At 41.8% G+C, this 17,149-nt stretch carries 12 protein-coding genes and 1 pseudogene; 6 read left to right on the forward strand and 7 right to left on the reverse strand.

Annotated features, from left to right (window positions below):
- A pseudogene (locus ACYVRH_RS03145) lies at nucleotides 1-261 on the forward strand (hypothetical protein); the annotation flags it as partial.
- A 67-nt stretch (nucleotides 262-328) separates the two neighbouring features.
- Here ACYVRH_RS03145 and ACYVRH_RS03150 read toward each other — a convergent pair.
- A complete protein-coding gene (locus ACYVRH_RS03150) occupies nucleotides 329-1,027 on the reverse strand; it encodes an NYN domain-containing protein (RefSeq protein WP_461255478.1) in 699 nt (232 codons plus the stop codon).
- Between the two features lie 38 nt (nucleotides 1,028-1,065).
- Complete coding sequence (polA, locus tag ACYVRH_RS03155) at nucleotides 1,066-4,014, reverse strand: DNA polymerase I (protein WP_461255479.1); 2,949 nt, start codon at nucleotides 4,012-4,014, stop codon at nucleotides 1,066-1,068.
- Nucleotides 4,015-4,079: 65 nt separating this feature from the next.
- On the opposite strand from polA, the gene ftsH reads away from it, so the two are divergent.
- Both ftsH and ACYVRH_RS03165 read left to right on the forward strand, forming a co-directional pair.
- Entirely contained in the window at nucleotides 4,080-6,026 is a 1,947-nt protein-coding gene (ftsH, locus tag ACYVRH_RS03160) for an ATP-dependent zinc metalloprotease FtsH (protein WP_461255480.1), read from the forward strand.
- A gap of 175 nt (nucleotides 6,027-6,201) precedes the next feature.
- Entirely contained in the window at nucleotides 6,202-6,585 is a 384-nt protein-coding gene (locus ACYVRH_RS03165) for a hypothetical protein (RefSeq protein WP_461255481.1), read from the forward strand.
- Nucleotides 6,586-6,670: 85 nt separating this feature from the next.
- Here ACYVRH_RS03165 and ACYVRH_RS03170 read toward each other — a convergent pair whose 3' ends face one another.
- Nucleotides 6,671-7,012 carry a helix-turn-helix domain-containing protein gene (locus tag ACYVRH_RS03170; protein WP_461255482.1) on the reverse strand — a complete coding sequence of 114 codons (342 nt, stop codon included), beginning with the start codon at nucleotides 7,010-7,012 and terminating at the stop codon, nucleotides 6,671-6,673.
- 96 nt (nucleotides 7,013-7,108) lie between these two features.
- On the reverse strand, nucleotides 7,109-8,086 hold the full coding sequence (locus ACYVRH_RS03175; protein ID WP_461255483.1) for a M15 family metallopeptidase: 978 nt from the start codon (nucleotides 8,084-8,086) through the stop codon (nucleotides 7,109-7,111).
- A gap of 82 nt (nucleotides 8,087-8,168) precedes the next feature.
- On the opposite strand from ACYVRH_RS03175, the gene ACYVRH_RS03180 reads away from it, so the two are divergent.
- A complete protein-coding gene (locus ACYVRH_RS03180) occupies nucleotides 8,169-9,317 on the forward strand; it encodes a FliG C-terminal domain-containing protein (RefSeq protein ID WP_461255484.1) in 1,149 nt (382 codons plus the stop codon).
- Complete coding sequence (locus tag ACYVRH_RS03185; protein WP_461255485.1) at nucleotides 9,314-12,274, forward strand: insulinase family protein; 2,961 nt, start codon at nucleotides 9,314-9,316, stop codon at nucleotides 12,272-12,274. Before ACYVRH_RS03180 ends, ACYVRH_RS03185 begins: the two co-directional genes overlap by 4 nt.
- Here ACYVRH_RS03185 and ACYVRH_RS03190 read toward each other — a convergent pair whose 3' ends face one another.
- Complete coding sequence (locus ACYVRH_RS03190) at nucleotides 12,275-14,362, reverse strand: hypothetical protein (protein WP_461255486.1); 2,088 nt, start codon at nucleotides 14,360-14,362, stop codon at nucleotides 12,275-12,277.
- A gap of 2 nt (nucleotides 14,363-14,364) precedes the next feature.
- Entirely contained in the window at nucleotides 14,365-15,414 is a 1,050-nt protein-coding gene (locus ACYVRH_RS03195) for a DUF2804 domain-containing protein (RefSeq protein ID WP_461255487.1), read from the reverse strand.
- Between the two features lie 102 nt (nucleotides 15,415-15,516).
- Between ACYVRH_RS03195 and ACYVRH_RS03200 the strand changes: the two genes are divergently transcribed.
- Nucleotides 15,517-16,311 (forward strand): acyl-[acyl-carrier-protein] thioesterase, encoded by a 795-nt coding sequence (locus ACYVRH_RS03200; protein WP_461255488.1) that lies wholly within the window; start codon nucleotides 15,517-15,519, stop codon nucleotides 16,309-16,311.
- A gap of 64 nt (nucleotides 16,312-16,375) precedes the next feature.
- Here ACYVRH_RS03200 and ACYVRH_RS03205 read toward each other — a convergent pair whose 3' ends face one another.
- Nucleotides 16,376-17,134, reverse strand: a complete 759-nt coding sequence (locus ACYVRH_RS03205) for a glycogen-binding domain-containing protein (protein ID WP_461255489.1) — start codon at nucleotides 17,132-17,134, stop codon at nucleotides 16,376-16,378.
- Nucleotides 17,135-17,149 lie beyond the last annotated feature (15 nt).

Consider the following 17,149-nt stretch of genomic DNA (forward strand, 5'->3'; position numbering starts at 1 on the left):
GCGACAAATATAACCTATGAAAATAATTGTTTTGTAATAAATAACAAAGAAGAAAACACTATTCCTGAAATATTTAATGAGTTAATTATAGAATTAAAAAAATATGATGATTGGGTTTTATTTCAGGTTATCGCTCAATATATAAATTTCAAAAATTCAGGATATAAAAAATTTAAAGACTTTGCGCTTGACGCGGAAAAACGCGGTTATATACAGATTAAAAATAACAATCTTGACTGGTATATGAAAAGTAAAGAATAAAAATGAAAAAAGTTCAGTAAATACATTGCAACAATTTTTTCATTTTTCACTTGCCAAAATAATAGTTTTAGGTTATATTTGTCGCCTTTTTTGCGTCATGTACAAATTCCAGCCATGAATTATATCCCAATTTATTCTCATTAAATTGATCATTTAAAAGTTTCATTTTTATTTTTACGGAAGGCGATAAAGGTTTTTTATTTTCATTTATTATTATTCCGACAGCCTCCCTGAATAATTCAAACGCTTTTTCTTTTGTTAATTCATTATCCTTAATTTCGATAAAATCTTTGTCATTCTCTGTAAAGTCATCCATGTTTTTAATTATCGTTCTGTAATCTATGGAAAAATCAGCCATCCTTACCAATTCTTCAGACGCGTTATTATTTACGTCGCAAATAACCCATGTTTCTTTTCCGTGTTTTTTAAATGATAATAATAACGGTCTAAAATCACCGTCTCCGGAAATCAACACATATCTGTCAATGTGCGAATATTGAAAAATTAATTCAACTCCATGCGCTATCAGAGACATATCAGAGCTGTTTTTTTTCCCGGCACTGGATTTAGGAATGTGTATTAACTCAAAATTATTTGAAGCGAGATCAGAAGCGATATTTTTAATTGAATCGCTGTTCCAATTTCCAAACGCCATCGCATAGGATAAAGGCCCTTCTTTACATACGGCTTCTATCACAGACTGTATATAATTTGTCCCTACAGGGGGAGTTACGTTTTCTATGTCCCATAAAATACCGATATTCATGATTTATTTTAAATTTTTTTAAATGGTTTGTCTAGGCATCAATGAAAATCGCCCCACCTGCTCCCTGTCTCCACACTCACTCGCAGAGGGATGCTTAAAGTTGCCGCTTGTTCCATTTCAGTCTTGATCAATATCGAAGTCTTCTCGGCATCACTTTTTGGACACTCAAGAATCAGTTCATCGTGAACTTGCAACAAAAGACGCGCCTTGCTTTTCTCTGTGGTAAGCCGTTTGTCCAGATTGAGCATTGCCATTTTTACAATGTCAGCCGCTGAACCTTGAATGGGAGTGTTTACTGCGATGCGTTCCGCTGCGGATTTTTCGGTCTTGTTATGCGAATTAATTGTTGGAACGTAACGTCTGCGGCCTGAAAATGTCGTAACATAGCCAGTTTGTTCAGTTTTTTTAATTGTGTTTTCTATAAACTGCCGCACGCCTGAGTATGTGTTAAAATACGCGTTAATAAAATTCTGCGCTTCTGTTCTGCTGATGTTTAATTCATTGGCTAGGCGGAAGGCGCTCATGCCGTAAATCACGCCGAAGTTAATTGTCTTTGCCATGCGCCTCTGTTCGGGTTTTACTTCGCTTTCATCAATACCAAAGATTAGTGACGCTGTTCGGGCGTGAACATCGCGGTTTTCTTTGAATGCGGAAATTAGATTTTTATCCTGCGAAAGATGCGCGAGTACTACCAGTTCTATTTGACTGTAATCGGCAGAAATAAGAACGCAGCCGCTTTTTGCGATAAACGCTTCGCGGATACGGCGACCTTCTTCGGCGCGGACGGGTATGTTTTGCAGATTTGGCTCGCGGCTGGAAAGGCGGCCTGTAGCGGTTCCGGTCTGCACAAAGTTTGTGTGCAGCCGCCCTTCGCCGTCAGCCATGTCAGCTAACGTATCGACATAAGTTGATTTTAATTTGGATAAAGTGCGGTGACGCAGAATAAGGGCGGGGACGGGGTCTTCACGTGCCAGTTCCTCAAGCGCCGCCGCGTCTGTGGAGTAGCCGGTTTTTGTTTTCTTTCCCGGGGTAAGTTTGCGCTCAACATAAAGAACTTCTTGAAGCTGTTTTGTCGAGGACAGATTAAACTCGTGTCCGACAATTTTCCATGTGTCAGATTGAATTTTCTCAAGCTCAATTGCAAGCTCTTTGCCGTAACTTGTCAGCGCTTTTGGCTCAATTTTTATTCCCTCTCCTTCCATTTCTGCAAGAATGGGAAGCAGGGGCATTTCAAGATTTTCAAAAAGCGCGATAGATTCAGTCTTCTTTAACATTGGCTCAAGATGATATTTCAGCCTGAGGCAAAAATCCGCGTCTTCTCCTGAATAGCGCGTGGCGGTTTCCAGCGAGACAGCGTTAAATGTCATACCCTTTGGCACTATGTCCAAATATTTTATGGGAGTACAGTCAAAAGTGTAAGAAACAAGAGAGTCCAATGAATAAGCGTTGCGCTCAGGATCAACAACCCATGCTGCAGTCATTGTATCCCAAATTTTGCACTTCCAGCGGTCAATCCCCCAGCCGCGGCTCACTTTGTAATCAAACTTGGCGTTATGCGCGGCAATTGTCATCTTGTTATCTGCAAACAGGGGAGAAAGCAGGGCGCGGATTTTTTCAGGATTATTAAATTTTGAAAGCACGTCGCCAATGCCGTGGGGAGCGACCGGCACATAAAACGCCTCTTTTGGTTTTACCGCAAGCGAGATGCCGACGGGATGGGAATGCCATGCGTCTAGAGAATCTGTTTCAAAATCAAGAGCTAAAAGTTTTTGTTTTTTTGCCTGTTCTAAAATAGAAATTAATTCATCAATATCAAGGATTGTTTTGTATACTCCGTCTCCAAGAAGAGTCTGTTCGGGTGCCGAAAAAGAAATTGATTCAGCTTGATTTACGTTATCTGTCATTTCCTGAGCGGAAGAAATTTGCGTAACGGGGCTTTGTTCTGAAGCCGCCTGTGCGGCAGCCGCCTGTGCGGCAGCCGCCTGTGCGGCAGCCGCCTGTGCGGCAGCTGTCTGAGCGGCAGGTTTCACGTTTGGATCAAGCTGTTTGGCGCTTTGCCTTATGCCTTCGCGGATAAGCACTCTCGCTCCCGCAGGCTTGTCAATGTTTTCTATAGATAAATCGTCAACGGAACTTATCGGTAATTCAACGTCATTTCGCAGGCGAATAAGAGACTGGGAAAAGTAGGCGCTTTCTTTTCCTTCGGCAATTTTTTTCCCGACAGAGCCTTCGATTGCCGCTATATTTTTATATATGTTATCTAAAGAGCCGTAACGCGCCATCAATTTGACGGCTGTTTTTTCTCCTATTCCAGCCACACCGGGAACATTATCGGAATTGTCGCCTGTTAGTGAAAGCAAATCAAGTACTTTTGGCGGTTCTACGCCCCATTCATCTTTTACTTCATCATGACCGACAAGCTCCCAAGAGGGACCCGGCGTGGAGGGGGTCTCATTTTTTCTGTTAATTTTTGCGGGGCGCAGTTCAAATATTCCGCCGCCGACAAGTTGAAGCAGGTCTTTGTCAGACGAGAGAATATAGCACTGCCTTTTTTCAGCGCGGCATTTTTCCGCAAGGGTCGCAATAATATCATCGGCTTCAAAACCCTCAACTTTAAGACTTTGAACGCCTAATGCCGTTAAAAATTCTTCAACTAACGGAACTTGCTCGTGAAGGTCTTCAGGAGCTTTTTGCCTGTTCGCCTTGTATTCGCTGTACATCTTGTGGCGGAAAGTGGGAGTCCGCGAATCAAAAACTGCTGCAAGGCGAAGGGGCTTTACGAGACTATCAAGACTTTTACCGGCGTTGTCTGCGGCAGGGGCGCCTTCGTCAATCAGGGAAATTACAGTGCGGGCGAATCCGAATAAGGCAGATACATTTTTCCCGGCATTATTGCGCAGAGGACGGGTTAAAAAGGCAAAATATGAACGATAAATAAGACCATAAGCGTCAATTAAATAAAGGGGAGGCAAGACGGAATTTTTCATATTATATAGTAACACAAGAGGAGCGAACCTTGCAACGACAGTCAATTTATGCAATAATTCTATATATGAGTGAAAATTCCGGTGATAAGAATGATAATAAAGGCGGTCCCATGTTTCCTTTTGGCGGACCGCCTAAAATGCCTGATTTTAAAGGGTTTGGGGGCTGGAAATTCCTCCTTGTCTATGTTGTTATCCTGATTATTGGGATGAGTCTTTTTAATTATGTGTTTCTCAACAAAATGAATCCGGCGATAGATTTTTCTGAATTTAAATCCCGTATTTCAACAGGCGAAATTAAACGCGTGGAAATAACGGAATCTTATTTTACAGGTTTTACAAATCCCGACAAAAAAGAGTCTGCAAGATCAATTACACGTTCTTACGGTCCAACTCAGCATGATAAAGTGTATCGTACTGTTTCAATTCTTACCGAAGGTTTTATTGATTTTTTAGACGCGCATAATGTTTCCTACGGCGCGGTTTCACGCGAAGGCAACGCGGTTTTAAATTTTATTTTCAGTTGGGTACTGCCAATAGCTTTCTTCATTTTTATCTGGAGGTTCGTATTCAGGCGGTTGGGGAATATGGGCGGCAATGTGCTTTCCATCGGACAAAACCGCGCGGTTATTGTCGCGGAGGGGGACATTATTACGCGCTTTAGCGATGTTGCCGGAGTCGATGAAGCCAAAGAAGAGCTAGTTGAAGTTGTTGATTTTTTAAAGAGTCCTCAGAAGTACAAGGAGATCGGCGGCAAAATACCCAAAGGAGTGCTTTTGGTGGGACCGCCTGGGACTGGAAAAACTTTACTGGCGCGGGCTGTCGCCGGAGAAGCGAGAGTTTCCTTTTTCCGCATGAGCGGCGCCGACTTTGTAGAAATGTTTGTCGGTGTCGGCGCGGCGCGCGTGCGCGATTTGTTCAAACAGGCAAGAAATAAAGCGCCTTGTATTATTTTTATCGATGAGTTAGATGCCATTGGTAAAAGCAGGATAAACAATATCGCCGGCGGTAACGATGAGCGTGAGCAGACGCTGAACCAGCTCCTTGTAGAAATGGACGGTTTTGACAACGCAAGCGGGTTGATTATCTTGGCCGCCACAAACAGACCCGATGTGTTAGACCCCGCGCTCCTGCGCCCCGGACGTTTTGACCGTCAGGTGCTTGTGGACAAACCCGATCTCAAGGGCAGGGAGGCAATTTTATTAATTCATTCAAAAAATGTAATAAAGGACCCCTCTGTTAATTTAGAAACTGTAGCGCGTGTAACGTCCGGTTTTTCCGGGGCTGATTTGGCGAATATTGTAAACGAAGCCGCGTTATTGGCGGTCAGGGCTGGACGGAAAATGGTAGCGCAACGCGACTTTGACGAAGCGATTGAAAAAACCGTAGCAGGCTTGCAAAAAAAGACAAGAGTACTAAAGTTGAAGGAAAGAAAACTGACAGCTTACCACGAAGCCGGACACGCGATAATAGCCGCGTTTACACCTAACGCCGACCCTGTGCAGAAAATTTCAATAATTCCGCGCGGTTTTGCTTTGGGTTACACTTTGCAGCTTCCTCTTGAAGACCGTTATACGGTAACCAAGTCTGATCTTCTGGGACGGATAGACATCCTTCTTGGCGGGCGTATAGCCGAAGAAATGATTTCAGGCGAATATTCAACAGGGGCGGCTAATGATTTAACTAAGGCGACTGACATCGCCCGCAAAATGATTACCGATTACGGAATGAGCGAACGTTTCCGCAACGTAGCGTTGACATCGCGCGGCATGAGCATGACTGGGCAGGAAAGGCAGGAGCCGTCTTTCCAACGCGAGTACGCGGAAACCACACAACAGTATGTGGATGAAGAAATTGCCCGTGTTATAGAGAGCGAGTACGCGAAAGCCAAAAAAATCTTGGAAGAGAAACGCGATATTTTGAATAGTGTTTCCGCCGCTTTATTGGAAAAAGAAACTCTGGATGAAAAAGAGTTTAGAGCACTTATTGGAGAGGGAATATCAATAGTGGTATAAAAAAACGCAATTGTCCCGATGGCGGATTTGATACTTTACTTCAAAAGTATGTGAGAAAAACGGCATAATTTTGATTTTTTGTAATTTAACAAGAAGCGTAAAATAGTTTTAAGAAATCCTTTACTTTTTTTACGCTAAGTATTATAATTAAATGCATGAGAATAGGAGAAATAAAATGAAAAAACTATTATTAATACTAACCGTATTAACATTTTATTTTACGGGCTGCGATTTAACTCAAACCGCAGAAGAAAAACACGATGATGACCCCTTGAGTGGACAGTATTCCGCTTATTATGGATACGACGGCCCAGTCACTATCGGTCCAGATGAAAATCTATATGACCCATTCTATTATAAATATAAAAAACCAGTAAATACAGTAAGAGAGTTAGTTTATACGAAGAATACTCAGTCTACTATAGACTGGAGCGACAAAAAAATAAACGCCTTGACTAAAGCGTTGAATGACGCTGAAGTTGAAGACAAAATATTAATAGTCACGTGGAAAGACGGCTATGTTTTAATAGTTAAAACAGCTGAACCAACCGAAGAATAACAACTTGTGCGAATAATGTTCTTAAACAATTCATTATACATAGTAGTTAGTTAATAGGCTTGTTCGGGAGCGCGGGGTATTGCGTTTATTTCTTATCTCCGGTTAAGTACTGTTGAGTTAGCTCGCTTACAACTTTCTGTAAAGAATCATTAAAATCCTTCACATAACTCATAACTTCATTGTTTGCCATCGAATTAGGCAGAAAAAATTGATACGGCTCTACATTCAGCGCGACTGAAAGTTTTGCCAGTGTTTTTGCCGAGACTCCTTTTTTGCAGTTTTCAATGTCATTAATAAAATTATGAGTAAGCCCCGTATTGAGAGCAAGATTTAATTGTGACATATTCTGAAAAGACCTAAGGCGTTTAATATTGCTGCTCATTAATTTATAAACATATTTTTCATCAATTTCGTTTTTCTTTGCCATAATACTATTTTCATTTTTTATCAATTATTGACAAATAACATACGGCATATTTTTTATCGCTGTAAGATTGTTATTATGTTATGGTAAAGTTGTGTATTATTTTTCTATCGGAGACATTCCGTTTAAATATAAAACTTCAGGGCGGTATTCAAAATGCATGGTGTCAAAAAGCGGCCATTTGCCTCCCCAGATGAAACCATTGGCTTCAAACGCTTTTATTACCGCTTCAGGCGGGTGGTATCTTTCGTTATACGAAACATTCCACCAATCGCCTCTGTTCTGGGCAGTCCATAGCCAGTATGTTTGTTTGCCGCCTAGCGATTTTGGAAGCAAATCAACAGCAAGCCCATAGGCATGATATGAACGGGCGTGAGTATCCGCGATATATCGCCAGCCATACCCTTCCAGGGAGCCGAGGTTGTCTATCCATTTTTGAAGCGTAGTATCGGTCTTTGCTGCGGCTTTAATTCGTTCTTCAATAATAACAAGTTTTTGCTGAATGCCCTTATGAACTTTTGCGGTTTTCCCAAGAAAATTTATTTTTACAAGCTGATTTTCAGTTTCAACGCGTGTAGAAGCATTCCAGAGATCATCAAGAAAAAAACCAGAACGTTGAAGCTTATTTTGGCTTCGAACACTTGTCCAGTTTTTAAATCTTTCTATCTCCTCCGGACTACGTTCTACCCACGGCGGTAATTCCTCAGTATAACGATAAAATTGATAAGGCATATATTTATCGGCATTTTCTAAATGGCTTTCGGGCAATATTTTTCCGTCTGCATAATAATACCATTTACCTTTCATTAGAATTGCCCAATCGTCATTCTTAAATTCCACTTTATCAATTTTATCTTGATAAGCTTCGAATAATGCTTTCATTACAAGCTCCGCTCTTGTCGGTGGCGGCGGAATAACAGGCTGTTCAGAAACAGGCGCTGACTTAGACACAGGTGTAGGCGCGATCTGCTTGCTTCCAAAAGAAAATAAATTACAAGCGGAAAACAAAAAGATTACAATAAATTGAATATAAGCGATCTTTATTGTATTGTTTATCAATTTCTTTCTTTCTCTCATTTGATAACACCCATCTATTAATTAATTAATAATTATAATATAATTCCAAAATATGGGGAATATAGTACGACATGGCATCGAAATGTATAAACAAACCATGAACCAGCCGGCTGAAAACAAAGCAAAAAATGTTCCCGCCAAACACTCCACAAAAGATATTCCCACTGTTTTTTATAAAGAAGCAAAAAAGCAAAAACCGCCAATTTATGTGCCTGAAATTGAAATTCCGCAGGAATCAAAGTACAGGCGGGTTGCGAAATTCCTTATTTTAATCGGCAGCGAACAGGCGGCGGGAATTTTAGCAGAACTTGATCCTGATCAAGTTGATGAAATATCAAAAGAAATCGCTTCTATTAACATTATTAAACCGGATGAAAGGGACCAAATACTTGCCGAATTCCATTCGCTGTTTTCCAGACCTTATAATTTTTCCGGCTCTTCATACGGCGGAATAGAAACCGCACGCCGTATTCTTTACGCGGTAAAAGGTCCCGAAGAAGGGGAAAAACTACTCAATAGGGCTGTTCCGAAATCGAAGGAAAATCTGTTTGGCTTTCTGGAAGAATTTTCCGCAGAACAGCTTGTAATGCTTTTAAAAGACGAAACAGATCAAACAGCTGCGTTAATACTTTCCAGAATGACGGCAAAACTTACTGCGGAAACACTGAGCAAGCTTCCGTCTAACCGAAAAGCGGCAATTTTAAAACGAATGGCGCACAAAAGCGAGGTTTCGCCGGAAGTGCTTGAACAGGTGTCCGAGGCGTTACGAGAAAAAATCAGGCACGTCAGCGCCGGTTCCAATGACATAAAAATTGACGGGATGCAGACTTTAACCGCGATTTTAAAACATGGGGATTATTCCTTTGGCGATAAATTAATTAATGAGATAGTAAAGGACGATCCTAAAATTGGGCAGAACTTAAAAGAAAAACTTTACACCCTTGATGATGTTTTACTCGCGGTTGACCGTCCTATTCAGGATAAATTATCAACAATGACGGATCGCGATATTGCCATTTTATTAAAGGGCAGAGGAAATGAATTCTACGAAAAAATAATGTCCTGCGTTTCAGCGGGACGCAGAAAGACAATCCGTGAAGAAAATGAGATTCTTGGAGCAGTGCCAAAACGCGACTATGATTCAGTTGCCAAAGAATTTCTTACATGGTTCAGATATGCCCGTGAAAACGGAGAAATTTTGCTTTATAGCGACGAGGATGTAGTTTTATGAACAAGACAACACTAAAAAAAAATCAAAAATTAAACAGCGGTTTTGTAATTCTTGATGTGGTTGAACTTGAAGAACTTAAAGCGCAGGGTATTTGGGCTAAACACGAAAAAACAGGCGTAGAAGTTTTTCATGTGTTAAATGACGATGATGAAAACCTGTTTTCGTTTTCTTTTTCCACATTTCCTGAAGACAACACGGGTGTGGCGCACATTTTGGAACATTCAGTTCTCTGCGGATCAGAGCGTTATCCGCTAAAAGACGCATTTATTGTTCTTGCGCAGGGAAGCCTGCAAACATTTTTAAACGCTATTACTTTTCCAGATAAGACAGTTTATCCCGCAAGCTCAACAAATGAGCATGACTACTTTAACCTCATGTCGGTATACGGCGAATCAGTTTTTCGCCCACTGCTTCCTGAATGGACATTCATGCAGGAAGGGCACAGGATGGAGTATCAAAACGGAAAGCTTGCCATTACCGGGGTTGTTTACAATGAGATGAAAGGCGCTTATTCATCGCTTGACACTTACGCGGGTCTCTGGTCGGTAAAAGCGGTGATGCCGGACACTCCCTACGGTTTTGAATCAGGCGGTGATCCGCAGGCAATTCCGCAATTAACATTGGAAGGCTTAAAAAAATTCCACCGCAGCCGTTATTCTCCCGCTAACTGCAAAATTTTTCTTGCTGGTAATATTCCCACGGAAAAGCAGCTTGCGTTTTTAAATGATGAATTTTTCTCCAAATTGGAAGGCGGTAAGGCAAGCGATCCAATTGTTAAAACTCAGCGCTGGAAAGAACCTAAAAAATGTTATGTGCAATGCCCTTCGGGCAGCGAAAGTCAAGCGACAATTTTTCTATCATGGCTTTGTTCCGATGTTACCGATATTAACGAGAATTTCGCGTTAGTAGCGCTTGCGGAAATTCTTCTAGGGCATGACGGTTCTCCTTTGACAAGGACATTGATTGAGTCCCGACTTGGAGAGGATATAACTCCCGTATCGGGGTTTGAAGGCGAGATTAGGGAAACTTTATTTGTTGTGGGATTGAGAGGCGTAAAGGGAAATGTAAATAAAAAAAGCGAGGCAATAGAAAAATTAATACTTGGAGAACTGCGCAGGCTTGTAAGTGAAGGTATTCCGCCGGAAGAAATAGAAGCCGCTCTTTTATCGCTTGAGTTTTCTCAACGTGAAATACGCCGTTCAGGAGGGCCGTTCTCACTTGTTTGGTTGCGCCGCTCTCTTAGGGCGTGGCAGCACGGCTGTAACCCGTGGGAAGGGCTGTTGGTTACCGGACCCCTTTGTAAAATAAAAGAAAATCTTTTACGCGATAAAAAATATTTTGAATCATTAATTCAAAAATATCTTCTTGATAACCCGCATCGCGCCCTTGTTATCTTAGAGCCAAAAGATGATTTCTTGCATAAACAGGAAAAGAAACTTTCTAAAGAGTTAAAAAATATTCATAAAAAATTGAGCAAAGAAGAACAGCGGCAAATTTTAGACAAGTCTAAAGAACTGGAAAGATTCCAAAGCGGGGCGGACAGTCCGCAGGCGCTTGCGGCAATCCCGCATCTTTCGCGTAACGATCTTACCGCTAATGATGATATTATTCCGCGCAGTCATGAAGATTTGCGCGGAGTTCCCGCTCTTTGCCATGAGCTTTACACTAATGGCATAACATATATGGAGCTTGCATTCCCCGTGGATGTTTTGCCTCCCGAAGATTATTCATGGTTGCCGTTTTTCTCCAGAACGGTTGTTTCTGTCGGACTTCCGGGCATGGACTACGGAGAAGTGTCAAGTTTACTTGCCCGTACTGTCGGCGGTTTTAACGCGATTCTTCACACCGGGTCGGCTGTAAAAAACACTCCGTTGCAACTGCAAACCGCGTCGGGTAATTTTGATTTGTCAGGCCGCGACTGGATACTATTCCGGCTAAAATGCCTTGATGAAAAAATTGCGCCGTCAGCCGATCTTGCCATGCGCGTAATCTGCGAAGCGGATTTTTCCGACCGCAGGAGAATAAATGATCTTGTTTTGGAAATGAAAAACGAAATTAATTCCAGCCTTGCGCCGATGGGGCATATTTATTCATCCGGCAGGGCAGGCCGTTTTAAATCGCGTTCAAAAAGAGTGGAAGAAAAATACTCCGGGATTTCGCAGATTGAATTTGTTCATCAGCTTGCCGGGTATGATACCGGGGAAATAATTAACAAATTGCAATACATCAGGGAAAAAATTATTAAGGCGGGACTTATTGTAAACATCACAGGAAGTGCGCTTAATGCAGCTGGAACGGAAATAGCGCAGAGATTCAGCCGTTTTGGCCCGCCTTTGCCCCGGCTTTCCGCAGAGATGGGCGCAGGGACGCAAGCGCCTGAAGTTTTTACTTCCAGGTCTTTACAAGTGGGTTTTGCGGCGTTAGCGTTAAATTCCGCGCCTCATGACACTATGGAACAAGTAGTAGAATTTGTTTTAATGCATCAGTTGAGTACTGGGGCGTTATGGGAAGACATACGGATGAAAGGCGGCGCTTACGGCGCTTTTATCAACAGCAACTCACTTGAAAACTGCGTCTCTTTTGCCACATACCGCGATCCGAATCCCCTGCGTTCACTGGATGTAATTTCTTCAATATTTAAAAACAGCTCTTACGGAAAATGTTCCGAGGACTATCTTGTTAAATCTATAATCGGGTGTTACTCGAAAGAGACGCGCCCGCAAACAGCTGCGGAAAAAGGCATGGCTGATTTTTACAGGTTTCTTTACGGCATCGAGGAAAGCTACTATAAAAGAAAACTAGAACGGTTAATTTCTGTTTCAACGGCGGATATTGAGGCTGTTTTTAATTCATTAAGTTCCAGGGAAACTTCGCCACCTGTAATAATCGCGGGCGTAAAAAAAGCTGAGGAGGCCGCTAAAAAGCTTGGAACAGATGTGCAGATGCTGAAAATATAATTACGTTTGCGCGCCCGCTTTTTTCAATGAGTCCTTAAATATTTTATCCGCGTCAAGTTTATTGTCCACGCCAAATAACGGAATTATTCCCTCGTTATTGACGCTCCTGAATAACGCTCCGGGCTTGCTATCGTATATCCAACTGTTTTCATTATTAATGATATAATCCAAAACTGTAACTGCGGACAGTGAGAAAAAAATCAATGTGGCATTCATCCGTCTTTCCGGCGCAAGCATCATATCAAGCCGTCTTGATACGGGATTTGGAACCTGAAAATTATAAGGCGCCCACGGGTTATTAATTCCCTTGCACGGCGCTTTAGCTTGCGCTCCGCCCGCTCGTATTCCCTGTTCGACACCAAGCGCAAACGCCGTCAGATATTTGCGCAGTTTTCTGACTTCACTGTAAACTGGAACAATATCACTTTTTGGAAATGGAGGGGGGCCTATAGATTCAAATTTATAGTACGGAAGGAAATAAAGCCTTTTTATCCAATGGAGTTCATTCAAATTTTTTCTCGCGTAAGGCGACAATCTGGAATCTTTTGAATTTTCCAACATTCGGCAATATTCGGACAGGCGTGGAAGATAGTCCCTGGAAAAACTGTCTTCTATGTAACTGCGCCAGTTGTTTAAAATTTCCGCAAGTTCATCGCTGACATTTACAGATGCTCCATCAGCGCCCGTAATCACGTTAAAATTCACATAACGAAGCCCGATAAATAAATCATCCAGTATGTGCAGTAAAACACAAACATACTGAAGCGGATCTTTAGGAGAAATTAATTCGTAACCATGTTTCAGATTGTATACATTCGCAAAATACGGATAAAAATCAGGAAATTCTTCCATTTTATCCCAACCAGCTTTTGGAAAGAGAACTTCCATTGCGGTCCGTCCCTGCTCCATGGATTTGCGTTCAGCTCTTTCGGCTTCTTGTTTTGCCCTTAACGCGGCCACTTTTGGATCTTCAGGAACATCTTTTTCTTCTTCAGGCAATTCACCGCCTTCTTCGGTTGTTCCGTCTTCATTTTTAACCGCTTCTTCTTCGTTTGCGCTTTTTTGAAGAGCGTCTACGTCAATACTATCAATCTTTTGCGGGTTTAAATCCACGGGGTTTAGTTGATCAGTTTCCTTAACGTTCAGAAAAGCCATAAAACGCCTTCGTCTTTCAATAAAAAAGCGTTCATAAACAATATAACGATCGGATATTAATTTCATTAAAATCGGGTACATGCAAAAACAGACATTCTTACGAACATCAATAAACGACGCGATAATGTTGCGTATAATTTCCTGATACTTATCTTTTGCTTCCATTGGGCTTTCTATGTACAGTATTTTGTAAATTAATTTAAAAGCAGCTTTTATATTATCAATGTTTAATTCATCAAGTATAAATATCGGTTTGTATATTTCCCTAAGAACATCTGAAAAATCGTGAACCGTTACTGAGCGCGGATGCGCCTGTAATTCGGCAATATTTTTTGCAAGAATTTCGATGTCCCAACTCCGGAGCGTTTCAAGTACTTTATACACAAACAAAGACGCTCTTTTTAGCTGGTTGTCGCGTTTTTTATTGCTCTTTGGAAACAGGCTCCTTGCTCCGTTAACCAGCCTTTCAATTTTATTGTAAAACTCGTTCAAGCGAGTAAGGACAAAATGCTGATTTACATAATCAATAGGTTCTTTAAAAAACGAAAAAATTGATGTAAGAACCTGCAAAGAATTTTTTATTTCAAAAATAAGCTGGCTTGCATATTGATCTATTTTTACTCTTTCTCTGTAACTTAGCCTTGAGGGAACCGAAGGATCGTCTCCCGGATAAGGTCCTGAGCGTTTGGTCCTTGATTCGCCGACTAAATCTTCTTCCGGCGCCAAATCTATTCTGCGGCGTTTCTTGCCGCTTGAAGTATTGTTTTTACTGTTTTTTTTCTTATCATCTTCGGAGTCTCGTTCCGTTCCTACTTCGCCGCCAAGAAGTTGCGCCATTCGTTTAGCTTCGGAATCGTCTTTTACACCCAATTTATCCCTGACGCGGCTTAATTCGCCCGGCGCATAAATCGCATTATTCTTCTTTTTTGCCATACTCACACCCGCAAATAAAGTTTTTCACCAATTCCAAAAAGGTTTTTAATTTGTATTTTTTCTCCTTCGGAATTAACTAACATTCCATTAAAATACCCCAATGGAACATTAAAATCGGCTCTTGTAAATATCGATTTTACGCCGCTTTTATCCGGTTCTTTTGGGGTAAATATCAAATCAACCATACCTTCAACATCCTGAATTATCCAATCAGCGTCAATTCCATTTGGCATTGTAATTTGCACCGGCGGCAATGGGGTTAATTTCCCGTTTACCCACAAAGCGTTCTCGTTATTTTTATTGGTATCCCTTGTTTGATTTTCGGCAATATGAAAGCCAAAACGCCTGTTTTCTTCTTCAAAACCCGCAGCACTGCAAATAGTATTATGCATTCTGTATGGGAAAAACCCCTTGCAATCCCAAAAAACCCCCGAACAGGTATCTTGTCTTAAAGTTATTCGTTTTCCTCCCAAAACCATGTCTCCTCTGACAGGGGCAAACGCTTTATAAGCGTACATTATTCTCTGCTTTGAAAACCCAAGAGTAGCCGCCATTGGTGTAACATCCTGACTGTTCATATCATAAGCAAGATGAATGGTTAGCGGAGGGTGTTTTCTATTCGACTCAATATTGATATCCAGATTTACTGCGTCCGCGTCAAGCCAGCTATGGATACGGAAGAAAAAACTCATTGAACGGCTGTCTACCGAAGAATTTGCAAGGCTGACAGGCAATTGCCAACCTGTGCCTGGCATTATTTTTCTGTAGAGATATTTTTGTTCTTTTTCCCTGTCATAGAGTAAAACCTGAGCCATTCTGTACATTTTTACATTACAGAAAATAGCATCCAACAAAAAATAGTTGTTTTGTGCGCTGAAACACTGCCATTCTTTTATTCGTAGGTCTTTCGCCCACCGAGGCAGGGGGTAATTGTAAGGTTTGCGAATCTCCTGTAAATCAACCTTTTCAAAAGCCCTGTTCCATGTCCCAATAATAGGATTCCCATCTACAATAGGCGAGGCAATTGGAGGCAGTATTTCCCTAGTATACATCTATGTAGATTCTAGCATACTTTACGTTTATTTGCAAAAAGCCATTTACTGTTCTGTTGAAAAATCTCATTTAATTCTGTAAAATTGACAAAAGGCAAAAATATGAATTGTGATCCGGCAAATCCCAAAGGTATCGAAATTGTTGACGTTTGGCAGGAATCCGCACCGGTACGGTTTGGCGCGATAGATAAATCAGACAGGCTTACTCTTGACGCAGTATTTCAGTTTTTTCAGGAAGCGGCAATTTGTCACGCTGAAAATCTGGGAGTAGGGCGCGAGGACATGGCAAGGACAGGCCAGGTGTGGATACTTTCGCGAATGTCAGTACTTGTTAAAAGGCGGCCTGAATACTGCGAAACCATTACAATCCGCAGTTGGCCGCGCGGATGGGAAAAGTTGTTTGCCATGCGTAATTTTGAAATAAAAGATAAAAATGACACGGCAGTCGTCTCCGCCCGCAGCGCGTGGCTAATTGTAGATATGGAAAAACGCCGCCCTTTAAGGCCTCAGTCCGTAATGGACAACCTTCCTCAAAATGAGGGCTTGGAATCCCTTACCCCGGAAGAAAATGGCACCGCCGCTCTTACAGAACGCGGGGATCTTCAAAAAGTTATGGAAAGAAAGGCTCTTTATAACGACATTGATTACAACGGGCATGTTAATAACGTGCGCTACGTCCAATGGATAGAAGACGCCCTAGACCCGCAACTTTTAGAAAAAGCGGATAAATTCCGCATAGATATTAACTATATGAATGAAATTATGCTTGGAGAAACCGCAGAACTTTTATCCGCGCCAATCTCAGGTGAAAATAACGCCTTCGCCTTTGAAGGCCGCAAAAAAGAAAGCGGACAAACAGCGTTTCGTGCCGAATTACGTCTGAATATTTCACGCTAAGATAACGGACAAAAACCCCCTAATCCCCTCTTTGTGCTCTTAGTGAGAACCTCTTTCGAATAAATTAAGGAACAGTAATCTCCGAAGATGCTTTTCCTTCTCGCGAATAACTTCTGCGGGGATTATTTAAATCTACAAAACGTTTGCCCTGACAGAAAAATACGTATTGGTATGTGCCTGGCGGCAGCGGAAGCGTAAGGGTATAAACACCCGATGGGTTTTCTTTAAGTTCGTACATAAATGGGTCCCAGCCGTTAAAACTGCCGGCTACAGTGACGGTCTCTCCCGGGGGGCCGTTAAAAGTAAAAGTTAATCCTTCGGGCAGTCCTTTAAGAGGGTCGAGTTTTATTGGCCTAGGCGGCATACGTACAACCGATAAAATCAAACCGGAAACAGGGTCTCTGCGGGTTAGGGAATTATTCGGGTCTGTTGTCCACAGGCCGTTAATTACAAGCCTGTATCCAACTTCATTTAAACCTTCAGGAACCTCAAATACATGGAATTGAATACCCGAATCCTTGTAAGGATCGGGGACTTTTTTACCGGGCGGAATAGGAGCGTACAGGAGGTCCTGAGGGACAATAAGCTGCTTAAACCAGTATGTATAGGCAAAATTCTCATTGGCGAAGGCAATACCTACCCTTCTCAGGCTTGAATCGGCGGTAAAAACTATAAAATCTTTATAAATTAAGGGTGTTCCGGGGCCAGGCATGGTTAATAAGCGTTCAACCAGTTCGTAACTCTCCCAGTCGGCAGCCCCTACTGTAGACAGCGTAAAAGAGGAAATCAACGCTAAAAGAATAAAAAACCTAATCGTTCTCATACATTCTTTACAATT

The organism is Treponema sp. R80B11-R83G3 (assembly GCF_054786115.1).